Raw genomic sequence first — 21,781 nt, 5'->3', positions numbered from 1 at the left:
TTTATTGGTCTATAGGGAAAATTTCAACGTGAGCTTGCTCGCGCATTTCTTGCTGCCAGTTAAAACTTTCTTCCTTAAATTTACGGTTAAACAACATACCGTGAGCACGGTTACGTTTAGCTAGTTCAGTTTTATCAGCTACACGTTTGCCAAGTAACTGCACAATATGCCAACCAAACTGTGTTCTAAACGGTTCGCTTATTTCATTTTCTTTAAGAGAAAGTAATGTATCTTTAAACGCAGGTACGTAGGTAGTTGGATCTGTCCAATCGTACTCGCCACCTTTAAGTGCAGAGCCAGGATCTTCTGAGTACTCTTTAGCAAGTTCACCAAAGTCGGCTGTTCCTGCACGTAAGTCTTTTGCAAAGCCTGCAAGCATTGAGCGTGCTTTTTCTTCACTTAAAATAATTGAAGGTTTAATAAGTATATGGCGTGAACGTACTTCAGTTGTTTCTACAACTTGTAGACCACGAACGTCTTGTACTTTTATGATATGAAAACCAGCACCAGAGCGAAGTGGGCCAACAATAGCGCCTTTCTTTTGCCCTTTTACTGCTTCAGCAAAAAGCGATGGCATTTCGTTAATGCCCATGTAACCAAGTTGTCCACCTTCAAGTGCTTTAGAGCCGCTTGATGATGAAATAGCAATACGCTTAAACTCTTGGCCATCGTTTAATAGCTCAATAACCTTATCTGCACGTGTTTTTGCATCAGCAATTTCGTCAGCTGTCGCATCGTTAGGGATATCTATTAAAATATGACCAATGTCGTACTCTTCAGCACTTTGACCTTGGGTTTCCATAATTTTTAAAAGGTTATCAACTTCTTGTTCGCTAATATAAATACGACGATCAACGCTTGCACGTGTTACTTGCTGCGTTGTGATTTCTTTACGAATTTCTTCACGGTAAGCTTGAAAGCTTTCGCCCGAACCTTCAATAGTGCGGCGTAAGTCGGCGATTGTTCCGCCTTGCTCTTTTGCCATGTTAGCGAGAGTTTGATCGAGTTGGCTGTCTGAGATTTGTAACCCCATACGCTCAGCCATTTGCATCATAAGCGCTTGATTAACTAAACGCTCTACAGCTTGTACACGAAGTGTTTCATCTTTTGGTAATTGCTGGCCTTGTTCTTGTGCTTGCTTTTTAACACGATCAATTATGGTGTCTACTTCGCTTTTTAAAATTACGCCTTGGTTTACAACGCCAATAACTTTATCTATTTCTACTGGTGCAGCCATTACACTTTGACAAAGGCTGGCACTTAAAACTGCTGATGTTAATAATTTTTTTAAATTCATATTCTTTTTACTACTCTTGCTGATAGTACTCTAGTTACTAAGAAAATACGGTCTACGATAGCCAAAAATACCTTGTTGTAATAATTTTTGTGCATCATAACGGCTTTTACTGCCAAGTCCTTTTAATACAAAATTCAAACTAATACCTGAATCAAAAGTTGCTTGTTCTTGTCCTATTGACTGATTTAAATCAGTTTCAATTTGGCGATGGCCAGTAATTTGGATAGCCCAACAGCATGATTCATACTGTAATCCGCTCAATACTTCGATACTTCTGTTGTTTTCAAGATCTCGATGGTAACTCGCAATAAATTGCCATTCGTCGCTAATAGGAATACTTGTAAATACACCTGCTTGCTCGATTGTATTTCCTGAGACATCATTTGCATAGCGATGGTTCAATTGTACTAGCTGATTATTATCACCTTTATAATCAAGCGTTACATTTGACTGTACCATTTGCTTGCCATCTGTATCATATTGAATACCTCCAGCGAGGTACCAACGGCGGTGCCAATGTAACATGGTTTGAGCTGCAAATAGTGCATTATAATTAGTGTCTGAGTTTAAGCCTTGCTCTGTTGGCTTGGCATCGTCACTTAAATAAAATATTTGGCCTGCACTAAAGTTAAATACTTCTTCTTGTTTTTTATCAAATAAGCGCGTTGTCGCACCTAAAGTAAACTGATTCGCAGCTGCTATACGGTCAACACCCGAAAAGCGCACGTCTCTAAATAAACCATAATAATCATCTTGCAGCTTGGTTGTATCAAACAAGCCAATGTCTGATTGATCTTTATTAGGTGTATATAAATACTGAATTTGCGGCTCAAGCGTTTGTATACCATCTTCAAAAAAGTAAGATGCGTCACGCTCAAAATTAAGCTGAGAGTACAAACGTACTTTTGGGATAGTACGCGATACGGTATCACTGTATTGCGTGCCGGTTAAATTTCCGCTTTGCTTATAATTAGTTTGTAATAAGCTTACTTCAGATAAAAATGACCACGCATGCGTAGCGTAGTTGTAGCGTGCTTTTGGCTCTACGTGTACACGAGTTGCGCTGTCTATGGCCACTGCTGATGAATCATTAGTAAAATGGCTAATCTCGCCCGACACACTAAAGTCAAAATTATCAAAACGCCAAGGTGCTGTTTGCGTAAAATTAACTTGTGGTATTGCAGTGTAAGACTCTAAGTGATCGCCGAGTACTTCAAAGTTTTGCACTTTTATATCAGTGCGCCATGTATCACCTAAATGCGTAAGTGAGCCAGTACGATACAATTGAGTATCGGTTTTACTTGCGTAGTTTGAAGTTAAGTCGGTGATGTAGTTATCATCGCTCACATTGGTTATATCAACGTTTGCGCGCCAGTTTTCACCTAAGTAGCTTTGCTGTTGCCAATGAAACATGTAGCGTTCGTTCAAATCAGGCTCAGAATCATCACTATTTAAGTATTCAATCCCTACTAACCCTCCATGTTGCTCTGTTAGGTATCTAAATTCTGTTTGTAATTGCAGCCCTTTGTTAGACATATAACGAGGGGTGATGGTGGCATCAAAGTTAGGTGCAATATTTAAATAATACGGCGTAATTGTTTCAAGACCGTATTTGTCAGAGCTTGAAATAGTCGGGGTAAGCAAGCCCGATTTACGACGCTCATCCAGCGGGAATGTAAAATAAGGTAAATATAAAACCGGTGTATCTAAAATACGTAATACGGCGTTATATGTTTCTCCCCAGCCTTCTTCGCGTGAAAGGTTTATTTCGTCAGCTTCAATTTCCCATGCTGGTGTGTCACTTGGGCAAGTAGTAAAGCTTGCATTCATGAGTAATAAGCCAGACTGATTAACAGTGAGCTTTTCAGCGCCGCCTTTACCTTGTTGTTCGGTTAAGCTGTAGTCGGCGCCTAACAAACTGACTTCTGAATTATTTAAATCGGCATTTAATCCGGTGCTGTTTACTTTACTTACGTAGTCTTGATAAGTAATTGGCCCCGTTGCATTTAATAAACCACGCTGTTTGTCTATCAACGCAGTTTGTGCGGACAAACTCATCTTAAGGGTGTTAATATCAACATTGCCGGTAAATTCAGCGCTTTGAGTGCCAAGCAGCTCAACATCATCAGCTTGAATATCAACTTCACCAAGGTTAAGGCCTTCAAGTGGTTGCCAAGCTCTGGTTTGCATTGAAATGCCACAAAGGTTGTGTGCCAGTTCAGTTTCGGCAAGCGATGGTGCGCTAACTACGCTTAGCATCAATATGCCCCAGGTTTTGCTCATTTATCGACCTTAATACTTTGTGTTTAATATAATATACACATAATAAAGGAAAATAATGGCAATTACAGTAATTGACCTATAAAAATAGATATCTAATAAAATGACACGCTTTGAGAATTTACAACAATTTATAAACACACACCTTAATGCCAAGTCGCATACTTTAAACGCGATCACGGGGGATGCTAGCTTTCGCCGTTATTATCGTTTAAATCACGATAATAAACATTTAATAGTGATGGACTCAGATCCAAAAAAAGTGAATAACGAACCTTACATTTCGCTAAACCAGGTGTTTGTTGAGCAAGGTTTTTTACTTCCCACTATTATTGCAAGCGATGAGAAACAGGGCTTTTTTATTCTCAGTGATTTAGGCAGTACGCACTTAGCTGACATGCTTGATGATGCAAATCGCACCGAGCATTACCAAGCATTAATTAGTTTAAGTGCTCAGTGGGCAAAAACGCCCACAGCTTCTGCTATGCAAGCGTATAACGAAGATTTTATAAAGCTAGAGCTTGATATATTTAGCCAGTGGTTAGTAAGCGACTTTATTAATGAGCCACTCAGTGCCGAACAAAAAATAATGTGGCAAGCAAGTTCAGAGCTATTAATAAAGGCGATGCTTGAGCAACCTACGGTTACCGTTCATCGTGATTACCATAGCCGTAATATTATGAATAGTGACGGCCAGTGGGCCATTATAGATTATCAAGATGCTGTACGCGGGCCGCTTTGCTACGATTTAGTATCGCTACTACGCGATTGCTACTTTAAATTGCCAGAGCAAGAATTAACAAGTTTGCTTGATTTTGCTTATCAAGAATTTACAGCTCAAAATTTACTGGCTAACACTTCATTCGATGAGTTTAAATATTGGTTTGATTTAACTGGATTACAGCGCCACTTAAAGGCTGCGGGTATATTTTGTCGATTGTATTTACGCGATGGTAAAACAGGTTATTTAGATAATATTTTACCGACGCTTGATTACATTATTGAAGTAGCAGCAAATTATCCAGAGCTTAAAGCATTGAGTGAGTGGACAAAAAATATCATAGTGCCAAAAGTGACTGAAAAGTTGGCAAAGGAGCGCTCATGAAAGCGATGATTTTAGCTGCAGGGCGCGGACAAAGAATGATGCCGCTAACGCAAAATATGCCAAAGCCAATGTTAAAAGTGGCAGAAAAACCACTTATTGAGCACCATATAAATAACCTTAAAGCAGCCGGCATCACCGATATTGTAATAAACCTTGCGTGGCAGGGTGATAAAATAAAAGACTACTTTAAAGATGGCAGTCAATTTGGCGTAAATATACTTTATAGCCAAGAAGTTGAAGGTGGCCTTGAAACGGCCGGCGGTATTATTGAAGCGTTACCGCTGTTGGGCGACTCGTTCATTGTAATAAATGGCGATGTATACACCGACTATGATGTAAGTGCGCTAATGCAACTCCATTTACAACCCGGTGAGGCGCACATAGTGCTTATAGAAAACCCGCCACACAACCCAGATGGCGACTTTGCATTGAGCCATTTGTCGGCCGAGAGTCAAAAATATACCTTTTCGGGGATTGGCCGGTATCAGGCTGATTTTTTTAAAGGATTAACGCAAGGTATTCGCCCTTTAGGGCCTATTTTACGTGAAAAGCTAAATGAACATTTAGTCTCTACTGAGCTCTATATAGGGCAGTGGGATGACATTGGTACACCAGAGCGTTTAAACCAATTAAACACGCGCCTTGAGGCGTAACAACTCAATTTTTAAGAAGGCAGTATTATAGATGTGGGGAAAAATTCTCGGTTTTTGTTTTGGCTTTATGTTTGGCAAAATATTTGGTGCTATTTTAGGTTTATACCTAGGTCATTTATTTGATAAAAGCTTAAAAAATAACTTTGATAAAGCAGGCGGTTTTTCTAGCTTATTTAGTGGTGACGATGTTCACGAGCGCCAAGCTTTATTCTTTTCAAGCTGCTTTGCTGTTATGGGGCACATTGCAAAATCGAATGGCCGAGTGAGCGAAATACATATAAAAGCGGCTAACTTGTTCATGGACGAAATGGGCTTAAAGGGCGAAGAACGCCGCGAAGCACAACATGCATTTCAGTCAGGTAAAGAGAGCGACTTTTCACTTAAAGAAACCGTACACGATTTTAAAGAACGCTTTGCTAAACGAAACGATTTAATACAGTTGTTTTTAGAAATACAAATACAAATGGCGTTTTCTGACGGGGTATTAGCCGAACAAGAAAAGCAATTATTAGCAGAAGTAAGTAAACAGCTAGGCATTTCTAAAACACACTTTGCATTTGTATTAAAACGTTATCAAGCTGAGTTTAACTTTAGAAAGCAACAACAGCGCTTTAATCAACAGCAACAAAGCCAAGGTCAAAGTAGTAGCTACCGTGAGGGTTCTGGCCATCATGTACCGCCAAATAATAATATGAACCGTGCGCAAGCATTGGCGTTATTAGGCTTAAATAGCGATGCAACGCAGCGTGATATAAAAGTAGCGTACCGTAAACTTATGTCGCAACATCATCCAGATAAATTAGTGTCGCAAGGTTTACCAAAGCACATGATGGAATTGGCTGTTAAAAAGAGCCAAGATATTCAAGCCGCTTATGAGTATTTAAAAAAGTCGGCGTAAAAACCCGTCTATTTCTTTTGTTAGGCGTGCGTGTTGACCGGGTTGATCGCGCAGGCCAAACAATTGGCGTTGGCGGTAATCAAATTTTGCATTTCGCTCAACCCAGCGCTGACGACTTTTAAGGCTCATTAAAATGTCTGTGCTGTCATTTGCGTAGTAAATATCAAGTAAGGCGGGTGTAACAAGTGACGCTGTTTGGCTCAAACTTTCGTTACGTTTAGTATTAGGTAAGTAACTGCTTAAACTTATAAACGCATCCAGCCTCTCGTCCGGAAAGTCTGCATAGTACTCCAACAACACACCCGCACTAGTACCTTGTGCAATAACCACTATATTACTCGAATCTTCCATAGCGGTTTGATACAGCGCATTAAACCGAGAAATGAGATTTATTTTATAGTCATCAAGTATGTCGTCAGTTACTTTTTCAATTGCATTAACGTAATGAGGCTCACCTTTGATTTTTGCAGGCTGTGATTGTGCGTTTGTTGCTGTGTCGGGTGATGCAGGCTCATCGGCTTTACTAGGCGCAGCTTCGGTTTCGCTGGGCATTGTTTCGGCCAGTTTACTTGCTTGCCAGTCAATGTCGGGCACTGTCATTGCGTAGGTGCTGTAACCTAAATTATTAAGCTCTTTGCGCAAGTAGCTCATACCTGAATTATTGGTAGGTGAAGAATGCCAATCGGGTATAAGTATTACGATACCTCTAAAATTACTACTCATGTACTCGCTGTAAAGGCTTAAAAATTCTGTTTCACCCGCCAATATAGGCTTTATTTCATCACTTGGCAGTAGTCGCTCAATATCGCTATTTTCAATACTTGATAGGCTAGGTGGAGCAATATATTCAGCCGCGCTGATGGGGTTAGCTAAAAGTAGGGCACAGCTGAGCTGTATATAAAAAGCCCCTTTTAAAAACCGTGTAAATAGCATCACGCACCTAACTAATGACAATTAGTTAGGTATCGGCAAGGTTATCTAAAAGTTTAATGTATAGAGCGAATTAGCTAGTAAATTTAAACCTGTTAAAACTCTAATTCGGCTTCAAAAGTAAGTACTTGCTCAGTTACGGGGTGCTTTAATTTCAGCATTTGTGCATGTAATTGTAAGCGAGGAGCGGCAGCAAGTGCCTCTTTGTGGGCGTAAAGTCTATCACCTAAAATAGGATGACCCAGGCTTAACATATGCACACGTAATTGATGCGAGCGACCAGTGATGGGAGTTAGCTCTACACGGGTTGCATTTTCTTCACGCTCAAGTATTTTGAAATGCGTAAGCGAAGGTTTACCTCTGTCGTGATCAACCATTTGTTTAGGGCGATTAGGCCAATCACAAATAAGGGGTAAATCTACTGATCCTGTTTCAGCTTCAAGTTGTCCGTATACACGTGCTATGTAACGTTTAGCTGTTTCGCGCTCTTGAAACTGCATACTTAAATGTCTGTGCGCTGCTTTATTCATGGCAAGGCACAGTATGCCAGAAGTCGCCATATCTAAGCGGTGCACTATTCTTGCTGTTGGAAAAACACGATTAACACGATTAATTAAGCTGTCGGCATGTTTAGGATCTTTACCTGGGACAGTTAATAACTCACTTGGTTTATTAACTATCAGTAAGTCGTCATCCTGAAAAAGTATCGTTAAATACGGACTCATAGGGGGATTGTAGTTAACTAACACGGCCGACCTTAGTAATTTTGAAGGGCGCTATTTTAGTAGAGCAAGCCAACAGGCTCAAGTAAAAGTTTGGCTATATTGTTTTAACTAATAGTCCAAGCCTTAGGCTCCTTTAAAGCGCTTTTATAACTTAATTTCTTCGGGTGTTAATAATCGATATTCACCACTGGCCAAGTTTTCATCTAGGGTAATCCCCGCAATCTGCTCGCGATGTAACTCAACCACTTTGTTATCTACCGCGTAAAGCATACGCTTAACTTGATGATACTTTCCTTCACTTATTGATAAACGTAGTCCGTAATTAGCAAGTCGTTCGGCAATAGCTGGGCGGGTTAAATCTTTTTCGTTATGCAGCATGACACCTGTGCGTAATTGCTCAAGTGCTTCATCGGTAATCGGTTCTTGAGTTTCTACTAGGTAGGTTTTAAATTTATTGCTTTTAGGCGACGTAATTTTATGTGACCAATCGCCATCATTAGTAATAATAACTAACCCGGTGGTATCTATATCAAGGCGACCTGCTACGTGAAAGTCGCTCATATTTGGCTCATCAAGTAAGTCAAAAACAGTTTTATGTAGCTCGTCGCTGTTAGCGCATACATAGCCAACAGGTTTATTTAACATGTAATAGCGCTTACCTAAAAATACCAAAGGCGTACCTTGGTGCAGTACTTCATCTTGCTGGGCTAGCTGAAAATTATGTGATGTGATTACTTCGCCATTAACGCTTACTTCTTTTCGCTTAATACTAGCGCGAGCTTGGGTGCGCGGTATTTCAGCTAAGTGGCTAATAAATTTATCTAAGCGGCAAGGGAATTTCATTTTGGTTCACATTTTTAGTCGGCTACAATGGGCGCGATTATAGCCGATAGTGAAATACCATGACAGTGCACAGCACACAAATTTTAAGCCTTTACCAAGCAAAAATAGACACGGGAGAACTGTGTTTTGATGCAGCGCAGCAAAATGCGGTGGAAGCTTTAAATACGCTAAGCGAGCAACTTCAAGCTCACACATCATGGTGGCAAAAAGCGCCCTTAATAAAAGGCATTTATTTATATGGATCCGTAGGGCGTGGTAAATCCATGTTAATGGATTTATTTTATAAAAACCTACCTATTGAGCAAAAGCAGCGGCTGCATTTTCATCATTTTATAGCACAAGTGCATGCCCAACTTTCGCAGCTACAAGGTCAAAAAAATCCACTTATTCTAATTGCAAAACAGTGGGCTAAAAATATTCGAATACTGTGTTTTGACGAGTTTTTTGTGAGCGACATTGGCGATGCCATGATTATGGCCAGATTGTTCAATGCGTTGTTTGAACAAGGTGTTGTGCTGGTGGCCACATCGAACGCAAAGCCAGAGCAGCTTTATTACAACGGCCTACAACGAGCGCGGTTTTTACCTACTATTGATTTAATTAATAACCATTGCTATATAATTAACGTGGCAGGGGAGGACGATCACCGCTTTAGATATGGTAAAAACAGTCGTCACTATTTTATAAATTTATCAAATCTCGATTTTAAAAATGAGTTTTTAGCTTCGTATCCGGTTGTAACATGTAGCAATACAATTACTGTGCATGGGCGTGACTTACCCTATTTATTAAGAGCCAATAATGCCTTGATGATTGATTTTATGGCGTTATGCTCTGGCCCTCGTAGTGCTAACGATTATATGTTGTTAGCAACACAATTTGATGTGTTATATGTATCGAACGTGCCGCAAATGGGTGTTAAAGCAACGGGTAAAGTTATTGTTCACGGTATAGAAGATAGCTACCAACGCGAAAAACAAACGCTTGATGAGCACACATTTGACGACGAAGCACGGCGCTTTATTGCCTTAGTAGATGAGTTTTACGATTGCCATAAATTGCTGGTAATAAATGCGCAAACCGACATTGAACATTTGTATAAAGGTAAAAAGTTGAGCTTTGAATATGCGCGCACGCAATCACGCATAGTCGAAATGCAAAATTGGTAACGCTTTAATATATATTGTAAACGAGCTTGCTCACGCGAAAAGCGCAGCGCCTTCTCAACCTCTTTGTGAATAAATCACTTAAGATCTTATCGCACAAAGAGGAGTAAATGAGAAGACATTAAAACATAGAAATTACGAGCTTTGCTCGTCACGCCAGCAAGCTGTGCGTACAAGTAAATTTAACCACGGCGTTAAACTTACCCTTCTTGGCGCACTATATTCTCAAGGGCGCGAATATTAGTAATTAAGTCCTGGCGTTGTGGGTTGGCTTGTAATGCTTTTCTAAGATGCTTTAGCGCACTCGGGTAGTCTTTAGAATCAATCGCTATTTGCGATAATCCAAGCCACGCCGATAGTTGGTAATCAGGTAGAGCTTGTGCACGAACATACATAAGTTTAGCTTGGGTAAGTTGGCCTTTACTACGATATATACTCGCTAAACTAAGTAGGGCATCACCTAAATTCGGATTTATTTTAAGTGCATTATTTAAGCTTTTAAGAGCACGTTTAGTATTACCTTGTTGCATAGCAATTTGTGCGCTGTATACAGAAAACTGCGCTTGTTCATCACGGGGTAGCTGCTTAGTTAATCTTTTTGCGCTGCCTATTAGCTCTTTAGCTAAATCCCATTTTTGTTGAGATACAAGCCAGCCTAAAGTTTGCATCGTGGTATTAATAACCTCAACTTGCTGCTGTTTAGTGGCGTGTTTTAAACCTTGCTTTAATAAACTCACTGCGCGTTCAGTGCTGCCTTCAGTTAAATGCAGCTGGGCTGCTAAAAGCTGATTACTGGCATCTTTAGGGTTGAGTTTTAGGGCTACTTCAATAGCAGCTAGCGCTTGCTTTTTTTGATCAAGTTGTAACGCTATTTGCGCACGTTGCAGCCAAAGTTCAGCTTTATCAGGGCTTTTATTAAGTAATTCTTTTAGTAATGCACTTGCCTGACTTAAATCACCCGATTCAATTAACGCAAACAATAGACCTTGTTGATATTGGCTTGTTTCTGGCGCTAGCATAAGCGCCTGGCGGTACGCCGCTACTGCGCTCCAAGGTTGGCTATGCTGCACGTGTATATAAGCAAGTTGCGCATAACTTTGTGCGTCAGCTTGGCCTAGTTCAATACTGTGAACTAGGTGTGTTTGTGCTTTGTCATACTTTGCTTGTTGCATGTATAAAAGGCTCAAACCTTGGTGTGCTTTTACTAAATCAGGTGAAGCTTTTAAACACGCTAGGTAAGCTAGTTCAGCGTTATTAAAGTCTTTTGTTGAAAGCAGTACTTGTGCACGTAATAAGTTTAAAGCAGTGCTATCTTGGCTTATATCTCGGCCTTTAAATAGCGCCGCAACTTCACTGTAATTACCGGCTTGTAATAGTGGTTGTACTTGGCGAGCAAAACCGCGCTCGGTCGGCTCAATAAGAACCTCTGTAGGGCCTAGTAATTTATTATTTATAGCCAACTGCCATGTTGGATCGCTAGGTGATAAGGTTACTTTTAGTGGCGCACTTTTCAATGGCGTACTAGCAGCGCTTGCATGCACGCTACTTACACCTAATAAAGGGAGTGAGCACATTAAAGTAGTGATAACTGCGCGAGTTAATGGTTTTAGCGTTTTAAATATATTCATATTTTTCATTTTAATAGGCTTAAGGTTTAAATTCGATTGGCCAAATAAAGCGAGCGCGTACGGTTTCACCTTCTTTTTTAGGTGCACTAAAGCGGCTTTGTTTAATAATTTTGTCGATAGCTGGTTTAAGTTCAGGGTATGGGTTTTGTACTACCTCAATTAAACTTAACTTACCACTTTCATCAATAAATACATCGAGTTTTACAGTAAATACATCAACACCTCGGCGGGTTAAGCTTTTTGGTAAAACGGCCTTGACGGGAGTAAGTAAAGTGGGGAGACCATCGAGTTGATTTAAGCTAAATGCATCCCAATTTACACTCATTGATTGCCATTGTGGCGCGCTTACTTTTACGTTGGGTGTATCGGGTTTTACAATACTTAAATCACTCTTTATCTTAATTTTTACGGCTTGAATTGACGCGCCTGCACCTTCTACCGCTAAGCTTTGCATTGGCTCATTTGTTTGCTGTTGTGATATTGATGGAGGTGGCGGAGGTGGCAGTGCCACCATGGCAATCTCACGTACAACCACTTTGTCTTGTATATGATGTTCAGCAAGTTGCCCAAGCCATAAAAGCAGTAATGCAGCACTAAGCACAATGAGGCTAAGGCCAAATGCAAACAGCGGATGGCGATTGTTTTTTGTTTTTTGAAGCGGGTTAATCGTGTGCATATTATTGTTTCGTAGCTAAGTTAACTTGCGCTGCGCCTGCCAGCTTTGCTTCGTCAATTACTTGAACAAGTAATTCAGTAGGTACTGTTTTATCAGCTTGAATAACTACAGGGCGTTGTTGCTGTTTTAACATTTGCTCGACACTACTACGTACACCCGCAACACCAATTTGGCTGCCATCAAAAAATACTTGTTGGTTGTCGGTTATTGCTAAAAATATAACTTGCTGCTCAAGACGACTGGCCGATACGGCTTGTGGTTTATCAACCTCAACGCCGCTTTCGCGCACAAATACGGTTGTAACAATAAAAAATATTAGCAATATAAATACCACATCAAGTAGCGGCGACATATCAATATGTTGCCCCGCTTCTTGCTCTAGCTTGTGCTTTAATCGTGATTGCATAGTGTTACCCTAACTGCTTACTTAACGTATGTAATTTAGGATTACGCTGTGAATATGCTAAGTAAGCTTGCATTAACCACGCGGGAATAGCGCACACAAGGCCCAATTGAGTTGTTAGTAATGCGTCACCAATGGCGTCACTCATTAACTCGTTATGGCCCAGCGCCATTACTTTAAATGTATCAAGCAAACCAACAATGGTGCCTAATAAACCAAGTAGCGGAAGCGCTGCAGTTAAAATAGAGCTAACTTCTTGCCAATAACCTTTGCGCTGTGCTTGGTATTGTTTAAGGTGCAGTAAGTCATGAAAAATCAGCTGGTATACAAATAAAGCGAGTAAAAGAATACACCAGCAAATAGGGTTACTAACGATTTTCTCAAACATTGTTATCTCCTTTTTCTAGTTGGCTTAGCTGTAATGCAAAGCCTTCTAGTTGGCTGTAGTACGCTTTTGCTTTACGCGATAACAGTGCATTTAAAACTAGTGCTGGTATGGCCACGACTAAACCTAATTCAGTTGTTATAAGTGCTTGTGCAATACCGCCCGATACAACTTCTGGGTCACCTGAGCCAAACAAGGTCATCATTTTAAATGTTTCGATCATGCCGCTAACAGTGCCTAATAACCCCAGTAGTGGGGCTACTGCTGCAGTAACGGCAATAGCGCCAATAAAGTTATCGAGTTTATGCTTATCATGAATTAACTGATTAAATAATTGATCGTCTCGTACTTGGCCTTTTTCGCTTTGCAGCGTTAAGTTAAATAACTGCTGCTGCATGCCTGCAAATTCACTGCTATTTTCAGCTTTAAAAAATTGCTGTAATTGCATTTGAGAGTGCATTTTAATTTTACTTAAACGCAGTAGCTGTGCGGCTTTTAATAGCGCAATGGTAAGTGCAAAGCAGGCAAATAAAATAATAGGGATAGCCCATAAACCGCCTTTTTCTAGGTGTTCAAGCGGACTTTCTTGTTGGGCTTGGCTAGTTACTAAGTGCGTTAAACTAGGATCAAAAGTAAGTAATGTAGAGCCTACACCGTTTTGCTTTAAAGTATTATCGAGTGGGTTGTCGTCACTTGTTGATTGTACTAACGCTACTTTTAATGCATTAGATTCATCATCCAAATTTAATAAACCCATAAGTTTAGGTGTTTGCGTACTAAACCATGCAACAGGCCCGACTTGAAGGGTATTAGCTTGGCTTAATTCGCCATTAATTAGCACAACCGATTGTTTTTTTAACTGTGGATAAAGTGCCTGCTCTTGATTATTAATTAGCGATACAACACGGCTTAATAACTCGTTTTGGCTATTAGCCGACTCGTTACTGCTAGCACTATTGCTGGTGTTTTGGCGTACAAAACGGCTAAGTAAGTTTAATTGATATTGCTGCTGCTGTTGCCAAGTGTCTAATCGGGTTTGTAACTGATCAAGGCTTAATGTGTTTTCGTCAGCTAGGCGGCGATTAACGGCTGCTTGTTCGCGTAATTTACTGAGCGATTGCTGCTTGGTAAAAATTTGCTTTGCAAGGGTCGCTTGCTCTTTTGAAATGCTCTTTTGAGTTTTACTTAGAGTACGCTGCGCTGTTTTAATATCACTTAAAATACTTTGCTTAGCATCATCACTGCTAGCTGCAAAAGAAATGTTTGCACTAAAAAGTAAAACTGTGGCGCTAAATACTTTAATTATGCTGTTAGTAGCCATTATTTAGCCCCTTGCTGGTTTTTATTTACATAACTTAATATTGGGAGTGTTACCCAATCAGCAGCGCGCTTTTTTTGCTGTACAGCAATACCCAGTGCAACTTGTTCTGCATTAATGCTTGAATCAAACTCCCACTGCCAACCTAAGTCACTTGGAAAACCAATACCTACGTAACTTAAGTCTTCGCTTACAAACCATGCTTGAGCTGCACCTAAATAAAGCTGCTTAACCCATACTTCTTGCCCGTCAGGATGCTTAATAGCCATTTCGTGAATAGAAATACGTTGTTGAAAATCATTAAGTAGAGTCAGCATTTTTAGTGCTGTTTGTAATTTGTCAGTTGTACTGAGTTTTGAATCGCTTAAATCACCAGCGTTTTTCCAACTACTCAAAAGTGGCGGGGGGAGTTGCACTTGTAATGAAAGTAATTGCCCAGAAATACGTGCTAGTTGATCATTTAATTGCTGTTGATCATTTTCAAGTTCTGATTGCTGAGTTACAAGCTGTTCGCGTTTTTGGGCAAGCTCACTGGTGCTTTTTTTTCTACGCTGATTAAGCTCGCTAAGTTGCTGCTGCTCGGCATTAAGAAGCGTTAAGGTTTGCTCCATACTGCTTTTTTGTTCAAGCCAATGAGTATTTAATTCTGTGTTTTGATTTTCTATTTGTAGCCATTTATTAACGAGTTGTTCTAGCTCACTAACAGTGTCGGCTTTTACTGCCATAGTGCTACAAAGCGCGATAACTACGCTAATTGGTTTAATTAAGCTTCGCATTACTTAACAACAATCCTGAAAGTTACGACGAGCAATTACAAGGACGTAATTACTGTTAATTTTTGAGTGTGTATACAATATAGTAATTCACATAACAATGCAATTGATAACAGTTATCGTTTACATTGCGTTATTTGAGTGGTAGGATTTCGCCGAAATTAAATATGTACCTTAAATTAACAATAGTTAAGTGCTTAATAAAAACTACGGAGTAACCATGAGTAAGCCATCGAATAAAGGAAATGCGTACGTGAAGCCAATTGCAGCGGTTGTTACAGCTACGCTTTCAACTTGGGCAAGTGCACAGGATGTTCAAGAACTATCGGTAACCAAAGCAGAAACTAAAACTGAGTCTAGTTATGTTGTAGAAAAATCAACGTCGCATAAATACACTCAATCGCTACTCGATACAGCTAAAACGGTAACAGTAATCAACCAAGCGGTAATGAAAGACAGAAACGTAGATAGCCTACGTGATGCTTTGCGTAATGTTTCAGGTATTTCTTTAGCAGCAGGTGAGGGTGGCTCACCTACTGGCGATAGCATGTCGATTCGTGGTTTTAGTGCAACAAATGATATTTTTGTTGATGGTATTCGCGATGTTGCAGGTTACACACGTGATATTTACAACATTGAAGCCGTTGAAGTTGCAAAAGGCCCAGGCTCTGCAGTTTCTGGTCGTGGCGCAACAGGTGGTAGTGTTAATTTAGAAAGTAAAAAAGCGAAGTTAGACAACTTTAACGACGTTTCTCTACGTTTAGGTACAGAAAACGATTACCGTGGTCGTTTTGATACTAACATTCAAGTAAACGACACAAGCGCACTACGTATTAATCTTCTTACTGATAAAGGTGATGTTGCAGGTCGCGATCATGTTGAAAACGAAACAAATGCTGTTGCGTTTGCATTTGCAACAGGGCTTGGTACAAACAGCCGTTTTGATTTAAACCTAGAGTATCAACGCCAAGACAATTTACCAGATTATGGTATTCCTTGGGTTTACAGTGATACACCAGTAGCTGAACTTGCAGATAGTGCACGCTCACCTTCTCCTGTCGACTTTGATAACTTTTACGGTAATATTTACCGTGATTACGAAGATATTGAAGCTTACTCAACAACAGCTCGTTATGAGTATGATTTTTCTCAAAATACTACGTTACGTGTGCAAGGTCGTTTAGGTAAAGTTAAGCGTGAGTCAGTAACAACTGCACCGCGTTATTTCTCGGTTACAACAGACACTGATATTACCTTTGCGGATGAAAAAACACGTGATACAGAAAATTCACTTGCTGCACTTCAAGTTGATTTAATTGGTAACTATGAATTTGCTGGCTTTACTCACGACGTAGTAGTGGGTGTTGAACTTGCAAATGAAACGTTTACACGCCATAACTTTGTTGCAACTACGCCTGATAACCTAATTGAAGATGGAATACGTAACGACTTATACAATCCTGATGCAACAATTGCATTTACGGGTGTGTACGGCCGTGATGGTACAAGCATTGAAGCTAAAGGTAAAAACCAAGCTATTTATGCATTTGATACAGTGACGCTTAACAAGCAATGGGAAGTTACAGGTGGAATTCGCTTTGATAGCTTCACTACGGATTATCACAACGATTACAATGATCCAAGCGCTTTAATTTCTACAAGTGACGATTTATTTAGCTGGAATGCAGCTGTAGTTTATAAACCTACAGAAAATGGCAGTGTATATTTAGGCGCGGGGAATTCATTTAATCCATCGGCTGAAAGCCTAACGGTATCTACGCGTTCAAATGCAGCTGATTTAGACGCAGAAGAAAGCCGCAGTTATGAATTAGGAACTAAATGGAGCCTAATGGATGGCCGCCTGCAAACTAATGCTGCACTTTTCCGTACTGAAAAAACCAATGCCCGTACTGATGACCCATTTGCAGATAGCTCAAGTGACGAAATACTCGGTGGTGAGCAGCGCGTTCAAGGTTTAGAGCTTTCAGCAACAGGCCTAATTACTAAAGAGTGGACTGTAATTGCTTCATACACTTACCAAGATAGCGAAGTAACTGAAGCATTAGGCGACGACGCAACTCAAATTGGTAACGAGCTTGCGCGTACGCCTAAAAATAGCGCAAGTGTTTGGACTACGTACGATATGTCGGATAAGTTATCGTTTGGTTTAGGTGCGCAGTATGTAGGTGAGCGTTACAACGGCACTACGTCAACACGCTCTCGTGCGCCAGGTTATACTATTTTTGACCTGATGGTTGCGTATGACATATCAAAAGATTTGAGCCTGCAGCTTAATGGTGAAAACCTAGGTGATAAAGATTACGTTGATCAGTTAGGTGGTGGACACTTTGTACCAGGTGATGGTCGTAAGTTTAGTTTAACAGCGAGCTACTCTTTTTAATTTTAAAACAAATTAAAAAATAAAAGTAAGCATAAGGGCAGGCCTATTACCTGCCCTTAATTATTTGATGAAAATGTGAGAGGGCGCACATGATAGTTAAAGTTCCAGAGCTATTAACGAAAGAAGAAGTGGCGTATTGCCATGAGGTTTTGCTTAAAGCGCAGTGGGCCGATGGCAGTATTACCGCAGGTCATCAATCAACCAAAGCAAAAAATAACTTACAACTACCTGAAAATAGTCCTGAATGCCAAGAGCTTGGCGATATTATTATGGCAGCACTTGCGCGTAGTAATTTGTTTATGTCGGCTGCACTTCCTGCAAAAATTTTTCCTCCATTATTTAATTGCTATCAAGGCGGGCAATCGTTTGGTGTACATGTAGATAATGCAATTAGACAAGTGCCGGGTACGCCAGTAAAAATTCGTACAGATGTATCAATGACGTTATTTATTAACGACCCTGAAGACTATGAGGGCGGTGAACTTGTTATTGAAGACACTTATGGCTCACATAGCGTAAAGCTCCCAGCAGGCAGTATGGTGTTGTACCCTTCAACGAGTTTACATCGTGTAATGCCAGTAACGAGTGGGCGCAGATTAGCCTCATTTTTTTGGCTGCAAAGCATGGTAAATAGCGACGAAAAACGTGGTTTGTTATTTGATTTAGATATGTCGATTCAAAGTCTGCGCAGCAAAGTAGAAGATAGCCCAGAGATTATTCAATTAACAGGTGTGTACCATAACTTACTAAGACAGTGGGCACAGACATAACGAATATACTCGTTATTAAATACTGGATATAAGTATTTAAATATAAGTAATTAAAAGCTGCGCTTTTCGCGTGGTAAGCGCTACGCTTACAGCCAAAACTTAACGCTGTGGTTAAATTACCTGTAGATACCATCTCTCATTTTAAGCTTCAAGGTCGTATTTAACTTTCTTGAAGCTTAAACGCTTCTTGGTTTTTTATTACACCAAAACATATATGAATTAGCTTTCGCATATTTGCACACACAGCTTGCATCGGTGTTTTACCATTATTTATTAACGTTAACTTGTGTCGTTTTATTGTTTTATTCCATTGCCCAGCAACAATGGCTGCCATATAAAGTTTGCATCGAATTCTGGCTGGTCCAAGTTTACTGATTGATGTTCGCCCTTTTAATTTGCCCGATTCATTGTGCCGTGGAATTAATCCACAATAAGCGGCCGCTTCTTTGGCTTTATTAAGTTTTTTAGCCGCAAACAAATACGTCAGCTCTCTCGATAATAGGGGCCCAATGCCAGGGATAGACTCAAGTAGTTTCCTGTTTCTTTTTAAATCAGGTTCATTATCTATGTGGTTATCAATGTCAGATTTAAGCTGTTTAATTTCATCGTCTAAAAACGCGATAGTCACTTTTATCGATTGGCAAACACGCGCGGAAACGTTGCTGAATTCACTTGCTTCTAATCGGTTAGCTTCTCGTTGTCGGTTACTCTCAAGCGCATCTAAACGACGAATAAGGGCTTTAAGCTCTCTAACTTCTAATGCATCAGGTTGCCAATAACTAACGACTGCGTGCTTAGCACAGCCGTAATGAGCAAGCATCGTTGCATCAGATTTGTCTGTTTTATGAATTATGTTTAAAGCGTCTGCATACTTTTTAGCTTTACCGGGATTCGCTAAAATAATATTAAAGCCTTGCTCGTGTAAAAAATACATCAGTGCTTCATGATAAACACCCGTTGGTTCGAGGGTGATAACGAGCTCATTAGCAGCGCTTTTAGTTGTATTTAAAAGCCATTTTTCTATTGCTAAAAAGTCTTGATGCTTGTTTTTAAAGACTTTTGTTTTAATTTTGTTTGTAAGCTGGTCTCTCAACCACGATAAATCAATCTTCTCTTTACTAATATCAATGCCGATAAACATCATCTCTACTTACTCCCCTTGTACATACAGCATCTACTTAAAAAAAGTGTGCTTGGATACCATTCAGTTTCTGAGAATAGAAAGTCAGGGCCTTATCTACGGAGCAGTATTAAATACTAGGCGCACAGGCAAGCTCACTGACTTCGATGTGATAAATGATAGCTAATCATTTATCAATGAGAGATACAAGGCGCTCAGCTTGCTGGCTGTGACGAGCGAAGCTCGTAATTTCTATATTTGCTCACTTGCCGTTTTTGCTTAACCTTTATAACCGTTAGGGTTATTTGACTGCCAGCGCCAGGTATCTTGCATCATTTCATCAATACCGCGCACTGCTTCCCAGCCAAGTTCATTAAGTGCTTTTTCTGGCGCTGCATAACACGCTGCAATATCACCAGGGCGGCGAGGTGAAACCTGATAGGGTACAGCCTGATCGCTTGCTTTAATAAATGCATTAACCATTTGTAGTACAGAGTAACCATTACCAGTACCTAGGTTATAAACTAATGCCCCCGTGCTGCTGGCAATTTTATCAAGCGCTTTTAAATGACCAATCGCTAAATCTACAACATGTATATAGTCGCGCACGCCTGTGCCATCAACTGTGTCGTAGTCATCACCAAATACAGCAAGCTGCTTTAGTTTACCTACTGCAACTTGGGCAATAAATGGCAGTAAGTTATTAGGAATACCGTTAGGGTCTTCGCCAATCAAGCCCGATTCATGTGCACCAACAGGATTAAAGTAACGCAAAATAGCAAACGCAAAGCGCTCATCTGATTTAGCGATATCTTGTAGCATCATTTCAACCATTAACTTAGATGTGCCGTAAGGGTTAGTAGTGCCGCCTACAGGAAAGTCTTCTTTGATTGGTAAGCTTGCAGGGTCGCCGTAAACCGTGGCTGACGAGCTAAATACCAATTTAAATACACCCGCATCGCGCATCGCATCAACAAGAGTAAGCGTACCTTGAACGTTGTTTTGATAGTACTCAACTGGCTTTGCAACCGACTCGCCTACTGATTTTAAACCCGCAAAATGTATAACACTATCAACCGTGTGTTTTGCAAATACAGAATCTAAAAAGGGTTTATCGAGAATATCGCCTTGGTAAAAAGTGGCTTCTTTACCTGTTATATTTTTTACGCGCGCAAGTGATTCTTGTGATGAGTTACTTAAGTTATCAATAACAACAACATCGTTACCTTGCTGTAAAAGTTCTAAAACAGTGTGCGAGCCAATATAGCCTGCGCCACCGGTTACTAAAATAGTCATGAAAGCTCCGTGGGTACCTTTTATCAATTAAGTTAATTTCACCATAAATAGAGGTGATTTACATGTTTTATCTGTAATTTATATGATTTTAATCGTATTTTTTTGATATCAGCACATTAAATGCTTTTGATTACATTTTGTGCAAAACAAGTAACACTTGATTGGTAAGATTAAGTTATAGTTAATAAACAAGTGCTAAAATAGCTTTAGTAATAGCTAATACTAGGTTTACTCCAATCCACACTTTTGTGATTGGTTACCTCTTTGGAGAAAGATATGAATTTAGTTAAAAAAATAGCAACAACAATGTGTATCGCATTACCTGCGCTTGCCCATGCTGGTGAGTCTGTTGTTAAATGGAATGACTTTAATGATTATCGTGATGTGCGAGCGTCTAACCAAGCTAAGGGCTCGTATCACAAAAGTGTGGCAGCAAGTTTCGAAAAGCATATGGCTAAACTAGCCGAGCAATTGCCAAAAGACTATAAATTAAATGTAGAGTTTACAGATTTAGATTTAGCAGGTGATGTGCGTTATGGTGGTATGGAGGAAATTCGTGTAGTAAAACCAATTTATTTTCCACGCATTAAGCTAAATTATTCGTTAACCGATAACGACGGTACAGTGCTAAGTAAAGATACTGATGTGGAGCTTAAAGATATGGGCTTTATGGATAAAATTAAAATGGGCCGCGACGAATCATTTTATTACGAAAAACGCTTACTAACAGAGTGGTTTGGTGAACAAATATTACCAAGTTTAGATTAACTGAAAATAAAAATGCCGCTAAATAGCGGCATTTTTATTTTTAAGCTTTACTTAAAAGTAGCTAACAACGTGAGTATTTGTTGTAACTTAATAACGGTTGTTTTCAGTTTTTCTTCTTCAAAACCATCGTTAGATAAGCTTTCAACATCAGCGGCTACGTCAAGTACGTAAGGCTTAAAACGTTTAGCTTCAAAGCTAAAGCCAGAATCGGCAGTAAATAAGGCTTTAAACTTACCGTGACCTTGCTGTTGAAGCTCGTCGAGTTTTTTGTCAGCATCAAGTGCCTGACGGTAAACAATTTTTAAGTTGGCATTGAGTTGTTCAATAATAGAATCCATGGTTTTCC

The 21,781-nt window shown here is 39.9% G+C and carries 21 protein-coding genes; 7 read left to right on the top strand and 14 right to left on the bottom strand.

Annotation, left to right across the window (positions count from 1 at the left end; all coding sequences use genetic code 11):
- Position 1: 1 nt before the first annotated feature.
- Both surA and lptD read right to left on the bottom strand, forming a co-directional pair.
- The gene (gene surA, locus I6F10_RS01480) at positions 2 to 1,297 is read right to left on the bottom strand and encodes a peptidylprolyl isomerase SurA (RefSeq protein ID WP_002960833.1); all 1,296 of its coding nucleotides are present in this window, start codon (positions 1,295 to 1,297) and stop codon (positions 2 to 4) included.
- A 30-nt stretch (positions 1,298 to 1,327) separates the two neighbouring features.
- The gene (gene lptD, locus I6F10_RS01475) at positions 1,328 to 3,580 is read right to left on the bottom strand and encodes an LPS assembly protein LptD (protein ID WP_165743711.1); all 2,253 of its coding nucleotides are present in this window, start codon (positions 3,578 to 3,580) and stop codon (positions 1,328 to 1,330) included.
- 100 nt (positions 3,581 to 3,680) lie between these two features.
- Here lptD and I6F10_RS01470 point away from each other — a divergent pair, with 100 nt between their 5' ends.
- Genes I6F10_RS01470 through djlA form a run of 3 tightly spaced genes read left to right on the top strand, consistent with a single transcriptional unit; the run spans position 3,681 to position 6,233 of the window.
- Entirely contained in the window at positions 3,681 to 4,682 is a 1,002-nt protein-coding gene (locus I6F10_RS01470; protein ID WP_165743709.1) for an aminoglycoside phosphotransferase family protein, read from the top strand.
- Positions 4,679 to 5,335: an N-acetylmuramate alpha-1-phosphate uridylyltransferase MurU gene (gene murU, locus I6F10_RS01465; protein ID WP_039485522.1), complete on the top strand. Its 657-nt coding sequence runs from the start codon at positions 4,679 to 4,681 to the stop codon at positions 5,333 to 5,335. The genes I6F10_RS01470 and murU overlap by 4 nt, the downstream gene beginning before the upstream one ends.
- Positions 5,336 to 5,366: 31 nt before the next feature.
- Entirely contained in the window at positions 5,367 to 6,233 is an 867-nt protein-coding gene (gene djlA / locus I6F10_RS01460) for a co-chaperone DjlA (protein WP_002960826.1), read from the top strand.
- Here djlA and I6F10_RS01455 read toward each other — a convergent pair.
- The 3 genes from I6F10_RS01455 to rsuA all read right to left on the bottom strand — a co-directional run bounded on the left by I6F10_RS01455 (position 6,216) and on the right by rsuA (position 8,731).
- Positions 6,216 to 7,166, bottom strand: coding sequence for a DUF3530 family protein (locus tag I6F10_RS01455; RefSeq protein ID WP_165743707.1), 951 nt, complete (start codon positions 7,164 to 7,166; stop codon positions 6,216 to 6,218). The genes djlA and I6F10_RS01455 overlap by 18 nt on opposite strands.
- 92 nt (positions 7,167 to 7,258) lie before the next feature.
- Positions 7,259 to 7,912, bottom strand: coding sequence for a bifunctional tRNA pseudouridine(32) synthase/23S rRNA pseudouridine(746) synthase RluA (rluA, locus tag I6F10_RS01450; protein WP_165743705.1), 654 nt, complete (start codon positions 7,910 to 7,912; stop codon positions 7,259 to 7,261).
- A 120-nt stretch (positions 7,913 to 8,032) separates the two neighbouring features.
- Complete coding sequence (gene rsuA, locus I6F10_RS01445) at positions 8,033 to 8,731, bottom strand: 16S rRNA pseudouridine(516) synthase RsuA (RefSeq protein WP_138488517.1); 699 nt, start codon at positions 8,729 to 8,731, stop codon at positions 8,033 to 8,035.
- A 59-nt stretch (positions 8,732 to 8,790) separates the two neighbouring features.
- Here rsuA and zapE point away from each other — a divergent pair, with 59 nt between their 5' ends.
- Positions 8,791 to 9,900, top strand: a complete 1,110-nt coding sequence (zapE, locus tag I6F10_RS01440) for a cell division protein ZapE (protein WP_165743703.1) — start codon at positions 8,791 to 8,793, stop codon at positions 9,898 to 9,900.
- 197 nt (positions 9,901 to 10,097) lie between these two features.
- Here zapE and I6F10_RS01435 read toward each other — a convergent pair whose 3' ends face one another.
- Genes I6F10_RS01435 through I6F10_RS01410 form a run of 6 tightly spaced genes read right to left on the bottom strand, consistent with a single transcriptional unit; the run spans position 10,098 to position 15,083 of the window.
- Positions 10,098 to 11,525: a tetratricopeptide repeat protein gene (locus I6F10_RS01435; RefSeq protein WP_165743701.1), complete on the bottom strand. Its 1,428-nt coding sequence runs from the start codon at positions 11,523 to 11,525 to the stop codon at positions 10,098 to 10,100.
- Between the two features lie 19 nt (positions 11,526 to 11,544).
- Positions 11,545 to 12,201, bottom strand: a complete 657-nt coding sequence (locus I6F10_RS01430) for an energy transducer TonB (protein WP_165743699.1) — start codon at positions 12,199 to 12,201, stop codon at positions 11,545 to 11,547.
- A 1-nt stretch (position 12,202) separates the two neighbouring features.
- Positions 12,203 to 12,607 (bottom strand): ExbD/TolR family protein, encoded by a 405-nt coding sequence (locus I6F10_RS01425; RefSeq protein ID WP_036981164.1) that lies wholly within the window; start codon positions 12,605 to 12,607, stop codon positions 12,203 to 12,205.
- A gap of 4 nt (positions 12,608 to 12,611) precedes the next feature.
- Positions 12,612 to 12,992: a MotA/TolQ/ExbB proton channel family protein gene (locus I6F10_RS01420; protein WP_002960812.1), complete on the bottom strand. Its 381-nt coding sequence runs from the start codon at positions 12,990 to 12,992 to the stop codon at positions 12,612 to 12,614.
- The gene (locus tag I6F10_RS01415) at positions 12,985 to 14,310 is read right to left on the bottom strand and encodes a MotA/TolQ/ExbB proton channel family protein (protein WP_165743697.1); all 1,326 of its coding nucleotides are present in this window, start codon (positions 14,308 to 14,310) and stop codon (positions 12,985 to 12,987) included. Before I6F10_RS01415 ends, I6F10_RS01420 begins: the two co-directional genes overlap by 8 nt.
- Positions 14,310 to 15,083, bottom strand: coding sequence for a DUF3450 family protein (locus tag I6F10_RS01410; RefSeq protein WP_024596704.1), 774 nt, complete (start codon positions 15,081 to 15,083; stop codon positions 14,310 to 14,312). The genes I6F10_RS01415 and I6F10_RS01410 overlap by 1 nt, the downstream gene beginning before the upstream one ends.
- Before the next feature lie 217 nt (positions 15,084 to 15,300).
- Here I6F10_RS01410 and I6F10_RS01405 point away from each other — a divergent pair, with 217 nt between their 5' ends.
- Both I6F10_RS01405 and I6F10_RS01400 read left to right on the top strand, forming a co-directional pair.
- Positions 15,301 to 17,481: a TonB-dependent receptor gene (locus tag I6F10_RS01405; RefSeq protein WP_165743695.1), complete on the top strand. Its 2,181-nt coding sequence runs from the start codon at positions 15,301 to 15,303 to the stop codon at positions 17,479 to 17,481.
- Positions 17,482 to 17,570: 89 nt separating this feature from the next.
- Positions 17,571 to 18,251 carry a Fe2+-dependent dioxygenase gene (locus I6F10_RS01400; RefSeq protein ID WP_165743694.1) on the top strand — a complete coding sequence of 227 codons (681 nt, stop codon included), beginning with the start codon at positions 17,571 to 17,573 and terminating at the stop codon, positions 18,249 to 18,251.
- Positions 18,252 to 18,411: 160 nt separating this feature from the next.
- Here I6F10_RS01400 and I6F10_RS01395 read toward each other — a convergent pair whose 3' ends face one another.
- Together I6F10_RS01395 and galE are read right to left on the bottom strand one after the other, a co-directional pair.
- Entirely contained in the window at positions 18,412 to 19,395 is a 984-nt protein-coding gene (locus I6F10_RS01395) for an IS110 family transposase (protein WP_197098233.1), read from the bottom strand.
- A 255-nt stretch (positions 19,396 to 19,650) separates the two neighbouring features.
- Positions 19,651 to 20,667: a UDP-glucose 4-epimerase GalE gene (gene galE, locus I6F10_RS01390; RefSeq protein WP_002960801.1), complete on the bottom strand. Its 1,017-nt coding sequence runs from the start codon at positions 20,665 to 20,667 to the stop codon at positions 19,651 to 19,653.
- A 276-nt stretch (positions 20,668 to 20,943) separates the two neighbouring features.
- Here galE and I6F10_RS01385 point away from each other — a divergent pair, with 276 nt between their 5' ends.
- On the top strand, positions 20,944 to 21,435 hold the full coding sequence (locus I6F10_RS01385) for a DUF3016 domain-containing protein (protein WP_165745047.1): 492 nt from the start codon (positions 20,944 to 20,946) through the stop codon (positions 21,433 to 21,435).
- 47 nt (positions 21,436 to 21,482) lie between these two features.
- Here I6F10_RS01385 and I6F10_RS01380 read toward each other — a convergent pair whose 3' ends face one another.
- Positions 21,483 to 21,773: a hypothetical protein gene (locus I6F10_RS01380; protein ID WP_007585044.1), complete on the bottom strand. Its 291-nt coding sequence runs from the start codon at positions 21,771 to 21,773 to the stop codon at positions 21,483 to 21,485.
- Positions 21,774 to 21,781 lie beyond the last annotated feature (8 nt).

The sequence above is a fragment of the Pseudoalteromonas sp. SWYJZ98 genome (assembly GCF_015864495.1).
Taxonomy (GTDB): Bacteria; Pseudomonadota; Gammaproteobacteria; order Enterobacterales; family Alteromonadaceae; genus Pseudoalteromonas; species Pseudoalteromonas distincta.
The sequence above is the reverse complement of the archived record's forward strand: the minus strand, read 5'-3'. Positions and strand labels throughout refer to the sequence as shown.

What these genes read in the sequence shown, in the direction of transcription:
- rsuA (WP_138488517.1), bottom strand. Translation starts at nt 8,731, where the DNA reads ATGAAATTCCCTTGCCGCTTAGATAAATTTATTAGCCACTTAGCTGAA.
- surA (WP_002960833.1), bottom strand. Translation starts at nt 1,297, where the DNA reads ATGAATTTAAAAAAATTATTAACATCAGCAGTTTTAAGTGCCAGCCTT.
- lptD (WP_165743711.1), bottom strand. Translation starts at nt 3,580, where the DNA reads ATGAGCAAAACCTGGGGCATATTGATGCTAAGCGTAGTTAGCGCACCA.
- I6F10_RS01420 (WP_002960812.1), bottom strand. Translation starts at nt 12,992, where the DNA reads ATGTTTGAGAAAATCGTTAGTAACCCTATTTGCTGGTGTATTCTTTTA.
- galE (WP_002960801.1), bottom strand. Translation starts at nt 20,667, where the DNA reads ATGACTATTTTAGTAACCGGTGGCGCAGGCTATATTGGCTCGCACACT.
- I6F10_RS01395 (WP_197098233.1), bottom strand. Translation starts at nt 19,395, where the DNA reads ATGATGTTTATCGGCATTGATATTAGTAAAGAGAAGATTGATTTATCG.
- I6F10_RS01380 (WP_007585044.1), bottom strand. Translation starts at nt 21,773, where the DNA reads ATGGATTCTATTATTGAACAACTCAATGCCAACTTAAAAATTGTTTAC.
- zapE (WP_165743703.1), top strand. Translation starts at nt 8,791, where the DNA reads ATGACAGTGCACAGCACACAAATTTTAAGCCTTTACCAAGCAAAAATA.
- djlA (WP_002960826.1), top strand. Translation starts at nt 5,367, where the DNA reads ATGTGGGGAAAAATTCTCGGTTTTTGTTTTGGCTTTATGTTTGGCAAA.
- I6F10_RS01400 (WP_165743694.1), top strand. Translation starts at nt 17,571, where the DNA reads ATGATAGTTAAAGTTCCAGAGCTATTAACGAAAGAAGAAGTGGCGTAT.
- I6F10_RS01455 (WP_165743707.1), bottom strand. Translation starts at nt 7,166, where the DNA reads ATGCTATTTACACGGTTTTTAAAAGGGGCTTTTTATATACAGCTCAGC.
- I6F10_RS01430 (WP_165743699.1), bottom strand. Translation starts at nt 12,201, where the DNA reads ATGCACACGATTAACCCGCTTCAAAAAACAAAAAACAATCGCCATCCG.
- I6F10_RS01405 (WP_165743695.1), top strand. Translation starts at nt 15,301, where the DNA reads ATGAGTAAGCCATCGAATAAAGGAAATGCGTACGTGAAGCCAATTGCA.
- I6F10_RS01385 (WP_165745047.1), top strand. Translation starts at nt 20,944, where the DNA reads ATGAATTTAGTTAAAAAAATAGCAACAACAATGTGTATCGCATTACCT.
- murU (WP_039485522.1), top strand. Translation starts at nt 4,679, where the DNA reads ATGAAAGCGATGATTTTAGCTGCAGGGCGCGGACAAAGAATGATGCCG.
- I6F10_RS01435 (WP_165743701.1), bottom strand. Translation starts at nt 11,525, where the DNA reads ATGAATATATTTAAAACGCTAAAACCATTAACTCGCGCAGTTATCACT.
- I6F10_RS01470 (WP_165743709.1), top strand. Translation starts at nt 3,681, where the DNA reads ATGACACGCTTTGAGAATTTACAACAATTTATAAACACACACCTTAAT.
- I6F10_RS01415 (WP_165743697.1), bottom strand. Translation starts at nt 14,310, where the DNA reads ATGGCTACTAACAGCATAATTAAAGTATTTAGCGCCACAGTTTTACTT.
- I6F10_RS01425 (WP_036981164.1), bottom strand. Translation starts at nt 12,607, where the DNA reads ATGCAATCACGATTAAAGCACAAGCTAGAGCAAGAAGCGGGGCAACAT.
- I6F10_RS01410 (WP_024596704.1), bottom strand. Translation starts at nt 15,083, where the DNA reads ATGCGAAGCTTAATTAAACCAATTAGCGTAGTTATCGCGCTTTGTAGC.